Origin of the sequence: Paraburkholderia graminis, from assembly GCF_003330785.1 — a bacterium.
Classification (GTDB): domain Bacteria; phylum Pseudomonadota; class Gammaproteobacteria; order Burkholderiales; family Burkholderiaceae; genus Paraburkholderia; species Paraburkholderia graminis.
Genome location: NZ_CP024934.1, coordinates 3594059 through 3612125 on the forward strand (window position 1 = coordinate 3594059; position 18067 = coordinate 3612125).

At 62.3% G+C, this 18067-nt stretch carries 21 protein-coding genes and 1 tRNA gene; 5 read left to right on the forward strand and 17 right to left on the reverse strand.

Going from position 1 to position 18067, the window contains the following annotated elements; genetic code table 11:
- Positions 1-77 precede the first annotated feature (77 nt).
- Positions 78-671 (reverse strand): nitroreductase family protein, encoded by a 594-nt coding sequence (locus tag CUJ91_RS16060; protein WP_006052312.1) that lies wholly within the window; start codon positions 669-671, stop codon positions 78-80.
- A gap of 162 nt (positions 672-833) precedes the next feature.
- On the reverse strand, positions 834-2117 hold the full coding sequence (locus tag CUJ91_RS16065; RefSeq protein ID WP_053858798.1) for an MFS transporter: 1284 nt from the start codon (positions 2115-2117) through the stop codon (positions 834-836).
- A 160-nt stretch (positions 2118-2277) separates the two neighbouring features.
- Here CUJ91_RS16065 and CUJ91_RS16070 point away from each other — a divergent pair, with 160 nt between their 5' ends.
- Together CUJ91_RS16070 and CUJ91_RS16075 are read left to right on the forward strand one after the other, a co-directional pair.
- Positions 2278-2943, forward strand: coding sequence for a TetR/AcrR family transcriptional regulator (locus tag CUJ91_RS16070; RefSeq protein WP_107710951.1), 666 nt, complete (start codon positions 2278-2280; stop codon positions 2941-2943).
- Positions 2944-3044: 101 nt separating this feature from the next.
- A complete protein-coding gene (locus CUJ91_RS16075; protein WP_107710950.1) occupies positions 3045-3599 on the forward strand; it encodes a DUF1415 domain-containing protein in 555 nt (184 codons plus the stop codon).
- Position 3600: 1 nt separating this feature from the next.
- Here the strand turns inward: CUJ91_RS16075 and CUJ91_RS16080 are convergent, their stop codons facing one another.
- Positions 3601-4443 (reverse strand): class I SAM-dependent methyltransferase, encoded by an 843-nt coding sequence (locus CUJ91_RS16080; RefSeq protein WP_053858801.1) that lies wholly within the window; start codon positions 4441-4443, stop codon positions 3601-3603.
- A 394-nt stretch (positions 4444-4837) separates the two neighbouring features.
- Here CUJ91_RS16080 and CUJ91_RS16085 point away from each other — a divergent pair, with 394 nt between their 5' ends.
- Positions 4838-5158 carry a type II toxin-antitoxin system HicA family toxin gene (locus tag CUJ91_RS16085; protein WP_006052307.1) on the forward strand — a complete coding sequence of 107 codons (321 nt, stop codon included), beginning with the start codon at positions 4838-4840 and terminating at the stop codon, positions 5156-5158.
- Positions 5159-5309: 151 nt separating this feature from the next.
- Here the strand turns inward: CUJ91_RS16085 and CUJ91_RS16090 are convergent, their stop codons facing one another.
- The gene (locus tag CUJ91_RS16090) at positions 5310-5519 is read right to left on the reverse strand and encodes a DUF1059 domain-containing protein (protein ID WP_053859095.1); all 210 of its coding nucleotides are present in this window, start codon (positions 5517-5519) and stop codon (positions 5310-5312) included.
- 413 nt (positions 5520-5932) lie between these two features.
- On the opposite strand from CUJ91_RS16090, the gene CUJ91_RS16095 reads away from it, so the two are divergent.
- A complete protein-coding gene (locus CUJ91_RS16095; protein ID WP_107710949.1) occupies positions 5933-7225 on the forward strand; it encodes a TIGR03862 family flavoprotein in 1293 nt (430 codons plus the stop codon).
- Between the two features lie 180 nt (positions 7226-7405).
- On the opposite strand, the gene CUJ91_RS16100 is transcribed toward CUJ91_RS16095, so the two are convergent.
- The 8 genes from CUJ91_RS16100 to CUJ91_RS16135 form a co-directional block, all read right to left on the reverse strand.
- Positions 7406-8533: a methyltransferase gene (locus CUJ91_RS16100; protein WP_107710948.1), complete on the reverse strand. Its 1128-nt coding sequence runs from the start codon at positions 8531-8533 to the stop codon at positions 7406-7408.
- Positions 8534-8757: 224 nt separating this feature from the next.
- Positions 8758-8833 (reverse strand) — tRNA-Thr (locus tag CUJ91_RS16105).
- A 19-nt stretch (positions 8834-8852) separates the two neighbouring features.
- The gene (locus tag CUJ91_RS16110) at positions 8853-9392 is read right to left on the reverse strand and encodes a ClpXP protease specificity-enhancing factor (RefSeq protein ID WP_107710947.1); all 540 of its coding nucleotides are present in this window, start codon (positions 9390-9392) and stop codon (positions 8853-8855) included.
- 70 nt (positions 9393-9462) lie between these two features.
- Positions 9463-10074: a glutathione S-transferase N-terminal domain-containing protein gene (locus CUJ91_RS16115; RefSeq protein WP_006052302.1), complete on the reverse strand. Its 612-nt coding sequence runs from the start codon at positions 10072-10074 to the stop codon at positions 9463-9465.
- Positions 10075-10170: 96 nt separating this feature from the next.
- Entirely contained in the window at positions 10171-10926 is a 756-nt protein-coding gene (locus CUJ91_RS16120) for a cytochrome c1 (RefSeq protein WP_029971286.1), read from the reverse strand.
- A gap of 23 nt (positions 10927-10949) precedes the next feature.
- Complete coding sequence (locus CUJ91_RS16125) at positions 10950-12329, reverse strand: cytochrome b (protein WP_107710946.1); 1380 nt, start codon at positions 12327-12329, stop codon at positions 10950-10952.
- Positions 12329-12949, reverse strand: coding sequence for a ubiquinol-cytochrome c reductase iron-sulfur subunit (gene petA, locus CUJ91_RS16130; RefSeq protein ID WP_029971285.1), 621 nt, complete (start codon positions 12947-12949; stop codon positions 12329-12331). Before petA ends, CUJ91_RS16125 begins: the two co-directional genes overlap by 1 nt.
- A gap of 230 nt (positions 12950-13179) precedes the next feature.
- A complete protein-coding gene (locus tag CUJ91_RS16135; RefSeq protein ID WP_006052298.1) occupies positions 13180-13926 on the reverse strand; it encodes a Nif3-like dinuclear metal center hexameric protein in 747 nt (248 codons plus the stop codon).
- 19 nt (positions 13927-13945) lie between these two features.
- Between CUJ91_RS16135 and CUJ91_RS16140 the strand changes: the two genes are divergently transcribed.
- The gene (locus tag CUJ91_RS16140; RefSeq protein ID WP_029971284.1) at positions 13946-15160 is read left to right on the forward strand and encodes a Do family serine endopeptidase; all 1215 of its coding nucleotides are present in this window, start codon (positions 13946-13948) and stop codon (positions 15158-15160) included.
- Between the two features lie 140 nt (positions 15161-15300).
- Here the strand turns inward: CUJ91_RS16140 and tatC are convergent, their stop codons facing one another.
- The 5 genes from tatC to CUJ91_RS16165 all read right to left on the reverse strand — a co-directional run bounded on the left by tatC (position 15301) and on the right by CUJ91_RS16165 (position 18054).
- Positions 15301-16080 (reverse strand): twin-arginine translocase subunit TatC, encoded by a 780-nt coding sequence (gene tatC / locus CUJ91_RS16145; RefSeq protein ID WP_107710620.1) that lies wholly within the window; start codon positions 16078-16080, stop codon positions 15301-15303.
- Between the two features lie 34 nt (positions 16081-16114).
- Positions 16115-16645 (reverse strand): Sec-independent protein translocase protein TatB, encoded by a 531-nt coding sequence (tatB, locus tag CUJ91_RS16150; protein ID WP_107710621.1) that lies wholly within the window; start codon positions 16643-16645, stop codon positions 16115-16117.
- A 39-nt stretch (positions 16646-16684) separates the two neighbouring features.
- Positions 16685-16927, reverse strand: a complete 243-nt coding sequence (tatA, locus tag CUJ91_RS16155) for a Sec-independent protein translocase subunit TatA (RefSeq protein ID WP_006052294.1) — start codon at positions 16925-16927, stop codon at positions 16685-16687.
- 275 nt (positions 16928-17202) lie between these two features.
- Positions 17203-17568 (reverse strand): histidine triad nucleotide-binding protein, encoded by a 366-nt coding sequence (locus CUJ91_RS16160; protein ID WP_006052293.1) that lies wholly within the window; start codon positions 17566-17568, stop codon positions 17203-17205.
- Positions 17569-17658: 90 nt separating this feature from the next.
- Positions 17659-18054 carry a DUF4870 family protein gene (locus CUJ91_RS16165; protein ID WP_006052292.1) on the reverse strand — a complete coding sequence of 132 codons (396 nt, stop codon included), beginning with the start codon at positions 18052-18054 and terminating at the stop codon, positions 17659-17661.
- Between the last annotated feature and the right edge of the window lie 13 nt (positions 18055-18067).

An 18067-nucleotide genomic window follows, 5' to 3' on the forward strand; every position in this document is an offset into this window, starting at 1 on the left:
CTTTTACGCAGCCGATAAAAAAACGCGCGGTCGGCGCCGCGCGTTTCTTCCCGACGTATCCAGCAACGTAAGCTAGCTCAGAACGGCTTCTTCCAGCCGCCGCTGTAGGCGATTTCCGCAAGCGGCAAACGCTGGCGCACCGACTTCTCGCGTTCGCGCAGAACCGGGTCGAGCTTGTCGACCTCGCCGTAATGGCCAAGCGAAATCATCGCAATCGGTTCGACGTCGTTCGGCAGATCGAAAGCGGTGCGGAACGCGTTCTGGTCGAAGCCGCTCATCTGATGCGCGGCGAGGCCGAGCGCATGCGCCTGCAGCACGAGCGCCATCGCGGCTGCGCCGGCGTCATATTGCGCGCAGCGATTCACTTCGCCCTTGGCGGTGCGCGTTTGCGCGGTCACGGCGATCAGCACGGGCGCGGGCGCGTTCCAGCCCTGGTTGAACGGCACCAGCGTGGCGAACGCCTGCTTGAACGCCACTTCGTCGGCGCTGCGGTCGAACACCAGAAAACGCCAGGGCTGCGCGTTATACGACGAAGGCGCCCAGCGAGCCGCTTCGAGCACTGCGCGCAGATTGTCGCGGCTCACCGGTTCGCTCGAATACGCGCGCGGGCTCCAGCGACCGGCAATCAACTCGTGAATGGCAACTTCGGTAGGGGCGGGTTTGTGGGTCATGCGCTTCTCTCAATAGAAATTCATGATCGCGGGCGGCTGCCCGAGGCCACATAGCATACCCAAGGTTCGACACGCGCGCTGCCCAATGCGTACGGTTCTTTTTGCTCAGATGGCAAGACGCGGGTGCGCCGCAGCGCCGCCCGCGTTACTCCATGTGTGGCGTCAGATCGGCTGCGGCTCCGGCGCCTTGGCGGGCCGGTTGATCCGCAACACGATGACCGCGGCCACGAGACACAAACCGCCCGAAATCATCGACGCCACCGTGTATGTGCCGAGGCTCGCGCGCAGCATGCCCGCGCCGAGCGCCGCGAACGCCGCGCCGAGCTGATGCCCGGCCACAACCCAGCCGAACACCACAGGCGCCGCCTCCTTGCCGTAGACGTCCGTGGCGAGACGCACGGTCGGCGGCACGGTCGCGATCCAGTCGAGCCCGTAGAACACGGCGAAAAGCGGCAAACCGAAAAAGTCGATGCCAAAGGCGTGCGGCAGATACATCAGCGACAAGCCGCGCAGCCCGTAATACCAGAACAGCAGCACACGGCTATTGAAGCGGTCGGACAGCCAGCCGGAGAGCGTCGTGCCGAACAGATCGAAGATGCCCATCGCGGCCAGCAGCGACGCGCCCTGCACTTCGGTCATCCCGTAATCGCCGCACATCGCGATCAGGTGAGTGCCGACATAGCCGTTCGTGCTTGCGCCGCAAATGAAGAAGCTGAAGAACAGCAGCCAGAAATCGCGCGTCTTGCTCGCCATGGCAAGCGTGCCGAACGCGATCGCGAGCGGATTCTGCTTCGTGGCCGTAGCGGCCGCGGGTGCGTCATGCGGCTCGCCGTAGGGACGCAGCGCGACATCCGACGGACGCTCCGGCAGCAAAAAGGCGACGAGCGGCAGCACGATCGCCGCAGCCGCCGCGACGACCCACACGACCTGGCGCCAGCCGTAATGCTCGGCGATGGCCGCGAGCATCGGCAGGAACACGAGTTGGCCGGTCGCCGAACTCGCCGTGAGAATACCCATCACGAGCCCGCGGTGCGTGGTGAACCAGCGCGTCACCACAGTCGCCGACAACGACAGCGCCGCCACACCCGTCGAGCCGCCGACCATCACGCCCCAGACGAGGATCATCTGCCACGGCTGGGTCATCAGCGAGGACAGCGCGACGCCCGCCGCCATCGTGCCGAGCGCGATCAGCAGCGTGGGACGCACGCCGAAGCGCTGCATGGCCGCCGCCGCGAACGGCCCCATCAACCCGTAGAGCGCGATGTTGACCGAGATCGCGAGCGAAATCGTCGCGCGGCTCCAGCCGAACTGATGCTCGAGCGGCACCATCATCACGCTCGGCGTGGCGCGCGTGCCGGCGGCCGCGAGCAACACCAGAAACACCACCGCGACCGTCAACCAGCCGTAGTGAAAACGCCTGCCTATCAGTCTTGCTGCCCAGTTCATCGGCTCTCCTATCGCGCGGATTCGAGTTGCCCGCACGGTTCGTGTTCGTACTATTACGGTTTCCGTAAGGGACTTGTGACAGATCAGTCACAATCAGTGTTGCGATCTTAGTTACCGGTCGGTAACATGTCAAGGCGTCGATTGAATCAAGGGGCCGTCCATGTCTGAAAGCCATACCTCCAAACGAGCCGGTTCGCGCGCTGCGACTGTGCCCGCCTCACGGCGCGTGCGCGCAACGCAGACGACCGGCCCCGAAGCGCAGCAGCATTTGCTGCGCGCCGCGGACGAACTCTTCTATCGCGAAGGCGTGCGGGCGGTCGGCGTCGATGCGGTTGTCGAGCGGGCCGGCGTGAACAAGATGAGTTTGTACCGCCAATTTTCGTCGAAAGACGAACTCGTGATGGCCTATCTCGAGCGCAAGGACGCGCAATTCTTCGGTTACGTGGAGAAGAGCTTCGCGAAACATCCCGGCGAGCCGGCGAAGCAGTTGCAGCAATATTTCGACGACCTCGCGGCGCGGGCGTCGCTTGAAGATTATCGCGGCTGTCCGTTCGTGAACGTCGCCGTCGAGTTTTCCGATACCGAACACGCGGCCCGCCAGTTCGTGTTTCGGAACAAGGAGCGCCTGCTCGCGCGCCTGACGGAACTGGCGACGGCCGCCGGCGCGGACGATCCCGAGATGCTGGCGAACGCGCTCGCTTTGCTGATCGAGGGCGTGTACGCGGCGAGCCAGACGTATCGCGCGGGATCGGGGCCGGTGCTCGCCGCGCCGAAAGCGGCGGCGTTATTGATCGCGGGGGCTTGCGGTGCGAAGCCAGCGTCTTAGGCTTTGTTTGCTGGTCCAATTTCTTGCGGCAGTGGCGCAACGCAGACACACGCGCGCCCGTTAAAATGGCGCTTTGCCTCTCCCGCCGCTTGCCGCCTGCCATGCCGTTGCCCGCCGAATCGCACGATGCTGTCGTTGCCGCCACCCGTCACTGGCTGACTGAGGCCGTCATCGGGCTCAACTTGTGCCCGTTCGCCAAGGCCGTGCATGTGAAAGGGCAAATCCGCTACGCCGTGAGCGATGCGATAAACCTGGAAGGCGTGCTGGCCGATCTGGAAAACGAACTGAACACGCTAGTCGCCGCGGACCCGGCGACCGTGGACACGACGCTGCTAATCCTGCCTCAAGCGCTAGGCGATTTTCTCGATTACAACGACGCGCTATTCTTCGCCGAAAGAATGCTGAAGCAGCTTCGGCTCGAAGGCATTATCCAGATTGCGAGTTTTCACCCGTTGTATCAGTTCGAAGGCGCCGATCCCGACGACATTGAGAATTACACGAATCGCGCGCCGTATCCGATTCTGCATTTACTCAGAGAAGACAGTATTGAGCGCGCGGTTCAGGCGTTTCCCGATGCCGAACAAATCTACGAGCGGAATCAGGAAACACTGCGGCGAATCGGATTGGCCGGCTGGAATAAATTGATGAAAATCTGATTCAGGCGGAAACGAAAAACCGCTCTTTCAGTTCCTCGATACCCAGTGTCTGCATCACTTCGCTGAGCCGCTCGGCCGGGCGCCGACGCGGCAAGTCCTTGAACTGGGCGATGATCAGTTCGTTTTTCATCGAATGCTCCCAGCCCACCAGTTCGGTTACGCTGACCTGATAACCGTGTGCCTCTAATTGCAGGCAGCGCAGCACGTTGGTAATCTGGCTGCCGAATTCGCGCGTATGCAACGGATGCCGCCAGATTTCCGTTAATGCGTGACCCAGCGATTTACTTTTGTTTTGACGTAAAACGCCCGCCACTTCGGCCTGGCAACACGGCACCACCACGATGTATTTAGCCTTCTTTTCGAGGGCGAAGCGAATGGCGTCGTCGGTTGCGGTATTGCACGCGTGAAGCGCCGTGACAATGTCGATTTGCGCCGGCAGTTTGTCCGACGTAATGGATTCCGCCACCGACAGATTCAGAAACGACATGCCCTTGAAGCCGAGCCGCGCCGCCAGTTCCTGCGAGCGGGTCACGAGTTCTTCGCGCGTTTCGATGCCGTAAATGTGCGACGCCCCACCCGCGGCATCCTGAAACTCCTTGAAGAACAGGTCATACAGGATAAAACCTAGATATGACTTGCCGGCGCCGTGGTCGACGAGCGTGACCGCGCCCTTCTGGTCCTTCACGTCCTTGAGCAGAGGCTCGATGAACTGGAACAGATGGTAGACCTGCTTCAGCTTGCGGCGGCTGTCCTGGTTCATCTTGCCGTCGCGCGTCAGGATATGCAGTTCCTTGAGCAGCTCGATGGACTGGTTGGGGCGGATTTCGTGGGTTTTGCTGGACATCGTGGGGGACCGTCGGCAAATGCAGCGTGAACGTGCGTCAGGTGACGGAAAAGAGCATAAGTTGCTGCCAGTTTACCCAAACGGCGGCCCTTTCACCGGCGAGCGTGCAAAAGTTGCAGGAAACGCTGCGTTCCTGGAACGCTTCCTGCTCTTTCCGGCGCGACCTGGGTCGTTTGGCGCCTGACGCGGATTCTCGCAGAACCGTTCAGCGCCGCCGTGGTCCCAGAGGCATAAGCCGTGGTGCCTATAACAACAAGCTGTCGGCCGTCGTCACGAACGCATGGCCCAAATGCATGTGGGGAGGACGGTCCGGTAACACGGGCCGAACGTTACGTAACCGACGGCGCGCCGCGAGCTCAACTGGACGCGCGCCCGGACAATAGAAGAGGCAGCAATGGATACGGTACCCAACGGAAACGTCGAACAGAAGTTCCAGGAAATGATGGCGAAGCTCACCGCCATGCCCGCCTGGACGGAGAAACAGCAGCTCGAGCTGGAGATGGCGCGCGACATCTCGACGGAAATGCTTCGCCTCGCCGAAGTCATGCGCGACGGCAGCGTCGACATGGAAACATGCCTGACGCTTCTCAAGTACGCGAAAGTGCTGGACTTCGTGATGACGACGCTCGCTTCGCGGCGCGACATCAAACCACAAACGCTGCGCGTGATCTTCAAGCTGGCCGGGCTCAAGGTCGACGAGGCTTATCCGAGCTGAAAGCTCGTGAATCGCGCGTGCAGCGCGTGTGCAGACGACGCGCGTTCCACGCCGCGACTCGCGCGAGCGGCCAAAGCGCCGCTCGCCTCCCCGCGAGTCGGCGCTTCGTTCTCTCGTGCCTGACTTCAGATCCGACGCTCGAATCCGCGATTCACATGCGCGGCGCCTCTACCGGCGGCGTGCCTTCGTGAAAGAGCGTCCTCAATTGCGAGCGCAATTCCGGCGAGTCGGCATGCTTGTGCACACTGACCGCGTGCTGTACGGCCGCGTCGAGCAGTTCGTTCTCGTTATCGGCCGATAGCGCGACCGTGCAGTTCATTTCGCTCGGGAACTCCCGGCAGTCGATGTAATGGCGGGTCATGGCAGTCTCCTTGATCGATATATGTGAACCTCCACGCGGGCCGTAAGGCGCGAACCCGCAGCTCACCCGTCACGCCACGGCATGCGGTGCGGCAACGAAGATCAGTGGAATCGACGCGGGAACGACGCGAATTGCGCCCGATGGAAGGTGTCCAAAAATTATAGTTCGCGATGCTGAATAACAAAGCGGCGCGCCGACGTGTGCTGCGGTATCGACGCGCCGAAATGTAGCGTTCTGGCGTCCGTGGCGGCGGTGCACGCGTTTGCTCCGGGCCGCCTGCAATGTGAAAATAGCGCCCTTCGCAGCGCGGACACGGCAGCTTGATTTTCTAGTCAGCGCTTTGCGCGGCCGTTCGGCTTCAGCCGTGAGTTACAGCGGCGGCGCGCCGCCTTTTCCCCTCTCCACAGGCCCGCATGTCATCTTCATTCGATTCCGCCCGGGTCGCCGTGATCGGCGGCGGACCCGCCGGCTTGATGGCCGCCGAGGCGCTTTGCCTGGAAGGCGTGCAGGTCGACGTCTACGACGCGATGCCCTCCGTCGGCCGCAAATTCCTGATGGCGGGCAAAGGCGGCATGAACATCACGCATTCGGAGCCGCTCGAGCCGTTTCTCGATCGCTATGGCGCGCGCCGCCCGTGGATCGCGCCGCTCTTCGACGCGTTCGGTCCCGACGCGTTGCGCGCCTGGCTGCATGATCTTGGCGTCGAGACGTTCGTCGGCAGTTCGGGGCGTGTGTTCCCAACCGACATGAAAGCCGCGCCGATGCTGCGTGCGTGGCTGCATCGGTTGAAGGAAGGCGGCGTGCGCTTTCACATGCGGCACAAGTGGAGCGGCTGGAACGGCTTGCAAACGGGCGGTGTAGCCGGCGCGTCCGCGCACGCGGCGGCCGGCTTGCGGTTCGAGACGCCTGACGGCGAACGGCTCGTCGACTGCGACGCCGTCGTGCTGGCACTGGGCGGTGCAAGCTGGCCGCGGCTCGGCTCCGACGCGGCGTGGGTGCCGTTCATCACCTCGCAAGGCGTCGATGTGCGCGCTCTGCAACCCGCGAACTGCGGCTTCGACGCCGACTGGAGCCCTTATCTGCGCGAGCGTTTCGCCGGTCAGCCGGTGAAGTCCGTGGCCATTTCACTGACCGATGTAGACGGAAAAGTCCACAATCGACAAGGTGAAATACTTCTGACCGAAACGGGCCTCGAAGGCAGTCTGATCTATGCGCTTTCGGCGCCGATTCGTGAGCGGATTCTCGCTGACGGCGAACTCACGATCTCGCTGGACCTGGCGCCGGGCTTGGCTCTCGAGCGGGTGATCGCGGAAGTGACGAGGCCGCGCGGCTCACGTTCGATGTCGAGCCATCTGCAGGGAAGAGTCGGCATTAGCGGTGTAAAACTGGCCCTCCTGCACGAAATTCTGCCGAAGGACGTTTTCGCCGATTCGACGCGTCTCGCGCACGCAATCAAGGCGCTGCCGGTGCGGCTGTTGCGCGCACGGCCAATTGCGGAAGCGATCAGCAGCGCCGGCGGCATTCCGTTCGAGGCGCTGGATCGGCATCTGATGATCGAAAGTTTGCCGGGCGTTTTCTGCGCCGGGGAAATGCTGGATTGGGAAGCGCCGACGGGCGGTTATCTGCTAACGGCGTGTTTCGCGAGCGGGTTGGTGGCGGGGCGTGGGGCAGCGGCGTTTGTTGGAGCGCGGGACAGGTTGTCGTGAGGTGTGTGGCACGGCTGAGTGCCGCGGTGGCGAAGGGTGCGGAAGCCCGGCAGAAATGGCGGGCGCTCCGCAGGAGTAGCGCCCAACGGGCGTCGGGCGTCGGACATTGAGGCGACTGATAGGCCAAACAGCCGCCACCGCCCCAAACTGCGCCTCTAAGCCCGCGCCCTCAAGCAATCGTCAACCCCGCGCCTTGAGTCGCCAAAGCGACGTCATCTCCACCATCCGCGCCTTATGCAGCGGGTCACTCTCGTCGGTCGACTTGGGATGCCGCGGACGAATATCCTCGCGCGCCACCACCGTCAGCCCCGCATCCGCGATCGCGGCAAGCAACCATTCGCGCGTGCGCAATCCGAGATGCTCGGCAAAATCCGACAGAATCAGCCAGCCCTCGCCGCCCGGTGACAGATGTTCCGACAAGCCCTTGAGGAAACCGAGCAGCATGCGGCTGTCCGGATCGTAGACCGCATATTCGATCGGCGAAGCGGGCCGCGCCGGCACCCAAGGCGGATTGCACACGATGAGCGGCGCGCGCCCTTCCGGAAACAGATCGGCTTGCACCACATCGACTTGCTGCTCGTATCCGAGCCGCGCCAGATTCTCGCGCGCGCATGCAAGCGCTCGCGGGTCCTGGTCGGTCGCGACGATCTTCTTCACGCCACGCTTCGCGAGCAGCGCCGCCAGCACGCCCGTTCCCGTGCCAACGTCGAACGCCTTGTTCAGCGAAGGCAACGGCGTGCGCGCGACGAGATCCACATATTCACCGCGCACCGGCGAAAAGACGCCGTAATGCGGATGAATCCGGTCACCGAGCGCGGGAATCTCCACGCCCTTCTTGCGCCACTCGTGCGCGCCGATCATGCCGAGCAGCTCGCGCAGCGACACGACCGACGCCTCATCGGTCGGCGGGCCGTACGTTTCGATGCACGCCTGCCGCACGTCGGGCGCGCGGCGCAGCGGAATCGCGTACTCGGCGTTGAGCGGAATCAGGATCATGCCGAGCGTGCGCGCGCGCTGCGACTGCGTCTGCCGATGCAGATTAAACGCGTCGAGCGGCGTCTCACCCTGCTTGCGCGGTTTGCGCTCGAGCCGCCGCGTGACCGCCTGCAGCAATTGGCGCGCGTTCTGAAAGTCGCCGTTCCACAACAGCGCGGTGCCTTCACAGGCGAGCCGGTAGGCCGAGTCCGCGGTGGTCCGGTCGTCGGCGACGATCACGCGTTTCGGCGGCGGCACCGCCGCTTCGGAGCGCCAACGTGCGGTGCGGGGGCCGTCGGCTTCCGGCCAGGTGATGCTTGCAGGGCTGTTCATGATGAAGTGGGTCGTTTTGCGAAAGGCGCGTCGCGGCGCGCTGCGGGTGGCGAGACCTCATCGAATGTAGACAGTTTTGTCCACCATCGACAAGGTGAAAGAGATATGGCGATTTTAGCCCTCACCCGCGCTCACCTCGACCCGTTCCGAAGCCGGTGACAAAGCGCCGATTGGCCAATAAAAAACGGGGTTCCTGACTGAACAGAAACCCCGTTTCGCACAACTGGTGCCGGCTGCAGGACTCGAACCCGCCACCTCATGATTACAAGTCAAGCGCTCTACCTGATGAGCTAAGCCGGCATGAGGCCGTGATTCTACTTCATTTTACGATCTTGAGGCGAGCCCTCCCGCCACCTTTCGAGCCGTCGTCGTCGGGCTGGTCGCCCTGCGGCGCGCGCTCGGCTTTGGCGGCGGCATCGTCGGCTGCGGGCGCCTTGTTGACCGCACGCGGCGCGCTCGACACGCTCGGCGCAGTCGACACGCTCGGCGCGGTGGACGGCTCGACCGTTTCGGCGTCGGCGCCCGAATCCTGCGCCTCGCCGCCTGTCGACTCGACCGGGAACGCCATGCCTTGCCCGTTTTCGCGCGCGTAGATGGCGAGGATATTGGCGATAGGCACTTCGATCTTGTGCGACTTGCCGGAGAAACGGGCGCTGAACTCGACCCACTCGTTGCCCATCTGCAGTTGGCTCGTGGCCTCGAAGCTGATGTTCAACACGATCTCGTTGTCGCGCACAAACTGCCGCGGCACACGCGTCTGATTATCGACGCGCACTGCAATGTGCGGCGTGTAGCCGTTATCCGTGCACCATTCGTACAGCGCGCGCAACAGATAAGGCTTGGTGGAAATCTCTTGCATCAGCAGTCCTCTTACCGGGCGCGGGCACCGCGCGCGCGTGGCCGCGCGGCGCCCTTGCCCAAAGCCAAACTCAACGACGCATCACCTTTTCCGACGGCGTCAGCGCCTCGATATAAGCCGGACGGCTGAAAATGCGCTCGGCGTACTTCATGAGCGGCGCCGCGTTCTTCGACAGTTCGATGCCGTAGTGATCCAGACGCCACAAGAGCGGCGCAATGGCGACGTCGAGCATCGAAAACTCTTCGCCGAGCATGTACTTGTTCTTCAGGAAGATCGGCGCGAGTTGCGTCAGACGGTCGCGAATCGCGAGGCGCGCCTTCTCGTGGTTCTTCTCCGCAGCCTTGCCCTTTTCGTTCTCGAGCGTGCCGACGTGGACGAACAGCTCTTTCTCGAAGTTCAGCAGGAACAGGCGCGCGCGCGCACGCTGGACCGGATCGGCCGGCATGAGCTGCGGGTGCGGGAAGCGCTCGTCGATATACTCGTTGATGATGTTCGATTCGTACAGAATCAGGTCCCGTTCGACGAGAATCGGCACTTGACCATACGGATTCATCACGGCGATGTCTTCCGGCTTGTTAAACAGGTCGACGTCGCGGATCTCGAAGTCCATGCCCTTTTCGAACAACACCAGCCGGCAGCGCTGGGAGAACGGGCAAGTTGTGCCGGAATACAGAACCATCATGATTTACGTTTCCTCAAAAAGCTGAAAGGCCAGCGCGCGGAAAAACCGTTCAGCAGGTTTTTCCTGGCGCCGGCCCCACGCCGTATAGCGGCGTGATTATTTGATATGTTTCCAGTACGCGGCGTTCAGTCGCCAGGCGAAAAAGCTCAGAATACCGAGGAACAGCAGCACCCACACGCCAAGCTGCTTGCGGGTTTTCTGAGTCGGCTCGGACATCCAGGACATATACGACACAAGGTCGGCCACAGCAGAATCATAATCTACCGGCGACATCGTCCCCGGCGTGACCTGCTGGAAGCCCACAAATTTGTGCACCGTCTCGCCCGTTTTTTCGTCGACTTCGTCACCGAATTTCGCAGTACGTTGCCCCTGAAGCTGCCACAGCACGTGAGGCATGCTCACGTTTTCATACACCAGATTATTCCAGCCGGTCGGCCGCGTATTGTCGCGATAAAAACTGCGCAGATACGTGTACAGCCAGTCCTTGCCGCGCGCCCGCGCTTCCACCGACAAATCCGGCGGACTCGCGCCGAACCACGCTTTCGCGTCGTCCGGGCGCATGGCGACGGTCATCGTGTTGCCGATTTTGTCGGTGGTGAAAAGCAGGTTCGACTGGATTTCGCTCGGCGCGATGCCGAGGTCGGTCAGCCGGTTGTAGCGCATCAGGTTCGCGCTGTGGCAATTCAGGCAGTAGTTTACAAACAATTGCGCGCCGTGCTGCAAAGAAGCGAAATTGTCTGCGTTATCCGGCGCGCGGTCGAGATGAACATTCTCGTCCGCATACGCCGGGCCGCTCAGCACCGCGAGCAGTGTCGCGCCGATCAGCGCGCACGTCGAAAGCAGTTTTTTCATCTTCGTGTTCTCCTCGCTCTCGATTAGTGGGGCTTGTAGCGCACGCGCTCAGGCGGCTGCCTGAACGTGCCAAGCCGCGTCCAGAACGGCATGCCGAGGAAAAACGCGAAGTAGATCAGCGCGCACACCTGCGCAATCAACGTAGCGACCGGCGACGGCGGTTTGGTGCCGAGGAACGCCAACGTCAGGAAAGCGAGCACGAAAATCCCGTAGAACACCTTGTGGAAGAACGGCCGGTAACGGATCGACTTCACCGGCGAGCGGTCGAGCCAAGGCAGGAAGAACAGCGAAACCACCGCGCCGCCCATCACCACGACGCCCCAGAACTTCGATTCGGTGAACGCCATGGCCAGAATCACGAGCACGGCGAGCACCGGCAGGCCGAGCTTCCACTTGCCGCGCGCGCGCACCAACGCAAGCAGGCCGAGCAGCGCGATCACGATCATCAGGACGATCTTGAACGGATCGGTCGTGGCGCGCAGCATCGCGTAGAAGGCCGTGAAGTACCAGACCGGCGCGATTTCCGGCGGCGTCTGCAGCGGGTTGGCCGGCACGAAGTTGTTCGCTTCGAGGAAGTAGCCACCCATTTCAGGCGCGAAGAAGATGATCGCCGCGAAGATCATCAGGAAGATGCACACGCCGTAGAAATCGTGCACTGAGTAGTACGGGTGGAACGGAATGCCGTCGAGCGGAATGCCGTCCGGGTCCTTCTTCGCCTTGATCTCGATGCCGTCCGGGTTGTTCGAGCCGACTTCGTGCAGCGCGACCAGATGCGCGACGACCAGCCCGAGCAGCACCAGCGGAATCGCGATCACGTGAAACGCGAAGAAGCGGTTCAGCGTCACGTCGGACACCACGTAGTCGCCGCGAATCCACAGCGACAGGTCCGGCCCGATGAACGGAATCGCCGAGAACAGGTTCACGATCACCTGCGCGCCCCAGAACGACATCTGGCCCCACGGCAGCAGGTAACCGAAGAACGCCTCGGCCATCAGGCACAGAAAGATCGCGCAGCCGAAGATCCACACGAGCTCGCGCGGCTTGCGATACGAGCCGTACATCAGCCCGCGGAACATATGCAGATACACGACGACGAAGAACATCGACGCGCCCGTTGAGTGCATGTAGCGGATCAGCCAGCCCCACGGCACCTCGCGCATGATGTACTCGACCGAGCCGAACGCGAGCGTCGCGTCGGGCTTGTAGTTCATCGTGAGGAAGATGCCGGTGACGATCTGGTTCACCAGCACGAGCAGCGCGAGCGAGCCGAAGAAGTACCAGAAGTTGAAGTTCTTCGGTGCGTAGTATTCGGAGACGTGCTTCTTCCAGGTGGACGTGAACGGAAAGCGCCGGTCGATCCAGCCGACGAGCCCGGCCGTCTCCACTTCGTGTTCGATCGCCATTACGCTTCTCCTTTCTCGTCCTTGCCGATCACGAGCCCATTGGCCGACGTGAACATATAAGGCGGGATGTCGAGGTTCTGCGGCGCAGGTTTGTTCTTGAAGACGCGGCCGGCCATGTCATAGGTCGAGCCGTGGCACGGGCACAGGAAGCCGCCAGGCCAGTCGTCCGGAAGATTGGGCTGCGCGCCCTCCTGGAAGCGCGGCGTCGGCGTGCAGCCCAGATGGGTGCACACGGCGACGGCGACAAAAACGTTCTTGTGGTCGGCGCGTGAACGGAATTCGTTGTTGCAGTACTCCGGCAGCGGCAACGAAAAGGGATTCTTGCTCGCGGGATCGGCGACTTCGTTGTCGGCCTTCTTGACGTCGGCGAGCATCTTCTCGGTGCGGTTGATGATCCACACGGGCTTGCCGCGCCAGGCCACGGTCTTCATGTCGCCGGGCTTGAGATCGCTGATGTCGACTTCGACCGGGGCTCCTGCTGCCTTGGCCTTTTCAGATGGTGCAAACGAACTAACAAAGGGTACGACAGTGGCAACGCCTCCAATGCCACCTGCTACGGTCGTCGCTATCAGCCAGGTACGGCGGCTGCCGTCGACGCGTTCATCTTCCTTGTCTCGCATTACACGCCCCACTTCTGAGTTGGATTGTTCCTTCACGTCGCTTCTACCGCCGCTAGTTTGCTCGAATGGAGTCGCCATTTACAAGGGCCGATTGCCAAAAACCGTGCGAAGCCCTTGATAACTCAGGGTTTCTCCGTACGCATCACAAACTTTTTTGCAGCAGCTTTTAAGTGTCCCCTCCGTTATTCGTGCCTTTTGCTTCGCTAATGCCCATTTGATATTTCAACGACTCAAACGGGATTCGGAATATCGATAAAGAGATGCTCGATGTCGAACTGCTCCGACAGATGCTTGCCCACCGCCTGCACGCCGAAGCGCTCGGTCGCATGATGGCCGGCCGCGAGAAACGCTACGCCGCTTTCTGCCGACGTGTGCATGACCGACTCCGACACCTCGCCCGTCAGATAGACGTCGGCGCCGGCGTTGATCGCCGCGTCGAACATGCCTTGCGCGGCGCCCGTGCACCACGCCACGCGGCGCAGACTGCGATCCGGGTCGCCGAACACGAGCGGCGTGCGGCCGAGCGTCTGCTCGATCTCGGCGGTGAAGTGCGCGAGCGTGATCGGCATTGCGAAGGTGGCGAGCCAGCCGAGGTCGTTCTCGCCGAAACGCGCGTCGCTGATCCAGCCCATCTTCGCACCGATCTGCGCGTTGTTGCCGAACTCGGGATGGTCGTCGAGCGGCAGGTGATAGGCGAACAGGTTCAGGTCGTTGGCGAGCAGCAGTTTCAGGCGCCCGTATTTGCGGCCGGTGATCTGCGGCGCCTCGTTGCGCCAGAAGTAGCCGTGATGGACCAGCACGGCGTCCGCGCCCCAATCGAGCGCGGCTTCGAGAAACGCAACTGACGCGGTCACGCCGGTCGCGAGTTTGCCGATCTTGCGGCGCCCTTCGACTTGCAGACCGTTCGGGCAATAGTCCTTGAACCGCGCGGTTTCAAGGAGATTGTTCAAGTACAATTCAAGTTCGATCCGATCCATATAAACCTCTAGTCTTCAGATGCTTAGACGCTTCTGGCTGTTCTTTGCCCAAGCGGTGACTGTGCTGTTGGCGCTGATGTTCATCATCGCGACCCTCAAACCGCAGTGGCTTCAGCGTCAAGGGCAATTCGGCAAGCAACTTGCCGAACCGATCGTCGCACTGCGCGAAGTCGCGCCTGGCATGGGCAGCGGGCCCGCAACGGCGTCTTATGCCGACGCCGCGCAAAAGGCCATGCCCGCGGTCGTAAACGTCTTTTCCAGCAAAGATGGCTCACTGCCGCCGGACCCGCGCGCGAAAGACCCGCTGTTCCGCTACTTCTTCGGCGACAAGAACAATCGCAGGCAGCGCGAACAACCGGCCGCGAACCTGGGCTCCGGGGTGATCGTGAGTTCGGAAGGGTACATTCTAACGAACCAGCACGTCGTCGACGGTGCGGATCAGATTGAAATCGCGCTCGCCGACGGACGCACCACGAACGCCAAGGTGATCGGCATCGATCCGGAAACGGATCTGGCCGTGCTCAAGGTCAACATGACCAACCTGCCCACCATCACCCTCGGCCGCATGGAGCAGACGCGCGTGGGCGACGTGGTGCTGGCCATCGGCAATCCGTTCGGCGTCGGGCAGACGGTCACGATGGGCATTGTCAGCGCGCTCGGCCGCAATCATCTCGGCATCAATACGTTCGAAAACTTCATCCAGACCGATGCGGCGATCAATCCCGGCAACTCGGGTGGCGCGCTCGTCGACGTGAACGGCAATCTGCTCGGCATCAACACCGCTATTTACTCGCGCTCGGGCGGCTCGCTCGGCATCGGCTTCGCGATTCCGGTGTCGACTGCGCGCAGCGTGCTCGAAAGCATCATCACGACGGGTTCGGTCACGCGCGGCTGGATCGGCGTCGAGCCGCAAGACGTGACGCCGGAAATCGCCGAGTCGTTCGGGCTCGACCAGAAGTCGGGCGCGATCGTCGCGGGCGTGCTGAAGAACGGTCCCGCCGACCGCGCGGGCATCAAGCCAGGCGACATCCTGATGAGCGTCAACGGTCAGGAAATCACCGACACCACGCGCCTGCTGAACGTGATCGCGCAGATCAAGCCGGGCACGGCCGCCAAGGTGCATCTGGTGCGCAAGAACCGCGAGCTGGATGTCGACGTGGTCATCGGCAAGCGGCCGCCTCCGCCGAAACAGCCCGCCGACGACAGCGAGCAGCAGGACGACGAAGGCGGTTGAGCGCAAGCGGTGCGCGGGTAGTAGCGCCCGTGCCGAATCCGCTGGTAGAACGTAGAACGTAAAAAGGGCAGTCCGCAACGGACTGCCCTTTTGCTTTGTTTGCTTACGCGTTGCAGCCGCGCCACGCGGCATGCATTGCATTAGCCCGGCGGACTCGCGTCCTCGACCACCGCCGGCTGCTTGCCGACAATCAACCGCGCCGCGATGATCCCCGCCTCGTACAAAACGATCAGCGGAATGGCCAGAATCAGTTGCGAGAAGACGTCCGGCGGCGTGACCACGGCCGAAATCACGAACGCGCCGACGATCACATACGGCCGGATTTCCTTTAGCTTCTTGAGCGTCACGACGTTCATGCGCACGAGCAGCACGACGACGATCGGCACTTCAAACGTCACGCCGAACGCAATGAACATGGTGAGCACGAAGCTCAGATAATTGTCGATGTCCGTCGTCATCTCCGCGCCGAGCGGCGCGTTGTAATGCGCCATCACGCGAAAGATGGTGGGAAACACAACGAAATACGCGAACGCCATGCCGCAGAGAAACAGCGTATAGCTGCTGCCGACGAGCGGCCCGACCAGCTTCTTCTCGTGCTGATAAAGACCCGGCGCGACGAACGCCCAGATCTGATACAGCACGATAGGCAGCGCGATCACGAAGGCGACCAGCATGGTCACTTTCATCGGCACGAAGAACGAGCCGGTGACGTCGGTCACGATCATCTTGCCGTCTTTGGGCAGGTTCTGCATCAGCGGGCGCGCCAGCAGCCGGAAGATGTCCGGCGCCCAATACACGAGCCCGATAAACACCACGATGACGGCAAGGCCCGCGCGGATGATGCGGTCGCGCAATTCAACGAGGTGGGAAATGAAGGTCTCTTCAGTGCCTTCGTCCTGGTTTTTCTGGGGGTCGCTCACACCGGCCCTCGGTTAGAGATTGTCGTTCTGATCATCAGAAAAACCGCGTCGGACGACGCATGCTGGCAGGCGTATGCCGCGCAACGCGTGCCGCCCCGGACTGCACGCGCGTGCGGCGCGTGGTCGCGCGCTTGTACCAGGTGGGCATTGCCGTTTGCTTGACGCGCCAGTTCTTGCGCTTGGCCGCCGCGGCTGGCGTGCTGTTCTGCCACGAAGTGCTGCCGGCATTGCCGGCGGCGTCTTCGAGCGCCCCGCCGGCGATGCTCGGCGACACGGACGTCCCGCTGTTCCACGCGTCGTTCAGTTCGCTCTCATGCTTGCGCAGGTTTTCCTGAACTGCCGTTTCGACGTTGCTCGCCGCCGTCTCGAACTCGGTTTTCATGCGACGCAATTCGTCGAGTTCGATTTCCCGCGTGACTTCCGACTTGACGTCGTTGATGTAGCGCTGCGCGCGGCCAAACAGCGCGCCCGCCGTGCGGGCAACGCGCGGCAGCCGCTCAGGGCCGAGCACGACCAGTGCGACGACGCCGATGAGCGCCATCTTGGTTAGACCGAGGTCCAGCATGGAGGGAAATGTCCGTCAGTAACGCGGTTGGCCCGCGGCTTAGCGGTAATCGCCCGAACGCGGGGTCTTTTCCTTGGCTTCCACATCCACCGCGCCGTTGCGCGGCAGTTCGCGCTGCTGCTGCGCGTCCGCCGAAGGCGTTTCGTTCTCGCGCATGCCTTCCTTGAAGCCCTTCACAGCGCCACCCAGATCGCCGCCGATGTTGCGCAGCTTCTTCGTGCCGAACACGAGCGCCACGATCAGCAACACGATCAACCAATGCCAAATACTCAACGAACCCATGACTACTCTCCTTAACCCCGACGCCGCACGTAATGCGGCAAAAACTCGTCTGCCTTGCGGCGTGAATCGAAGCGCTTGCGCTTCATCTATACGTTACAGCAGCGTTGCCGCGCGTGCCGCTGTTTCGCCAGGACCTCGCACGCCGGACCTCGCCCGTATTGTGGCCAGAGAATCGCGTCGCCAAAATTACAGCGCGGCAAAAACAGCCTGGCAAAATTGGCTGTGCACCCGGCAACGTCTCCGCGGCCCGGCCAAGCCAGGCTGCGCCAGGCCCATTAGCCCATGCGCTGCCACGGACGCGGCCCCGCCAGAATGTGCGCGTGCAGGTGATACACCTCTTGCCCGCCGCCCGGGCCGGTATTGATGACGGTGCGGAAGCCGGTTTCTCCACCGGTGTACGCCACGCCCAACTGATCGGCCAAACGCGCAGTCAAAACAAGCATTCTACCAAGCATGGGCGCATCGCTTTCGGTGCAGTCCGTGAGCGTGGCGATGTGCTTGCGCGGAATGACCAGCACATGGGTTTCGGCCGCCGGACGGATGTCGCGGAAGGCAAGAAACTCTTCGTCTTCATGGACTTTGGTCGACGGGATCTCGCCGGCGGCGATCTTGCAGAAGAGGCAATTCGGGTCGTGACTCATCGTATTCCTGACGCGGTAGGGCTAAAGCGCGAAGCGTGGCTCGATGCGGCAGAGCGGATTTGCGCCGGCGCCGCATGACATGACACCAATTCAGAACCACGCCCGCGGATTCGCAAGCGGCTTGTTATCGTACAGATACAGCCAGCCCTTGATAATACGGTACAACATCCAGATGCTGACGGCCCAGAGCACCGCAAAGCCGATGAAGACGAACACCAGCAGCCCGCCTATCGCGTAACCCAGCAGGCCGATCCAGAACGTGCGGATCTGCCACTCGAAATGCGGTTCATACGGCGTGCCGGCCGCGTCGCCGCGCTTCACGTAATTGATGATGATCGCGATCAGGATCGTCAGGCCGCCCGTCAGCCAGTGAACCGCATACAGCGCGTACAGCACATGCGTCAGCGTGCGCAGGCTGCGTTCCCGCTCCGGCTCGATCGCGTGGCGGTAAGCCGGCGGCGGATAACTCTGGTGCGACTGTTCCATGCTGCGTCCTCCG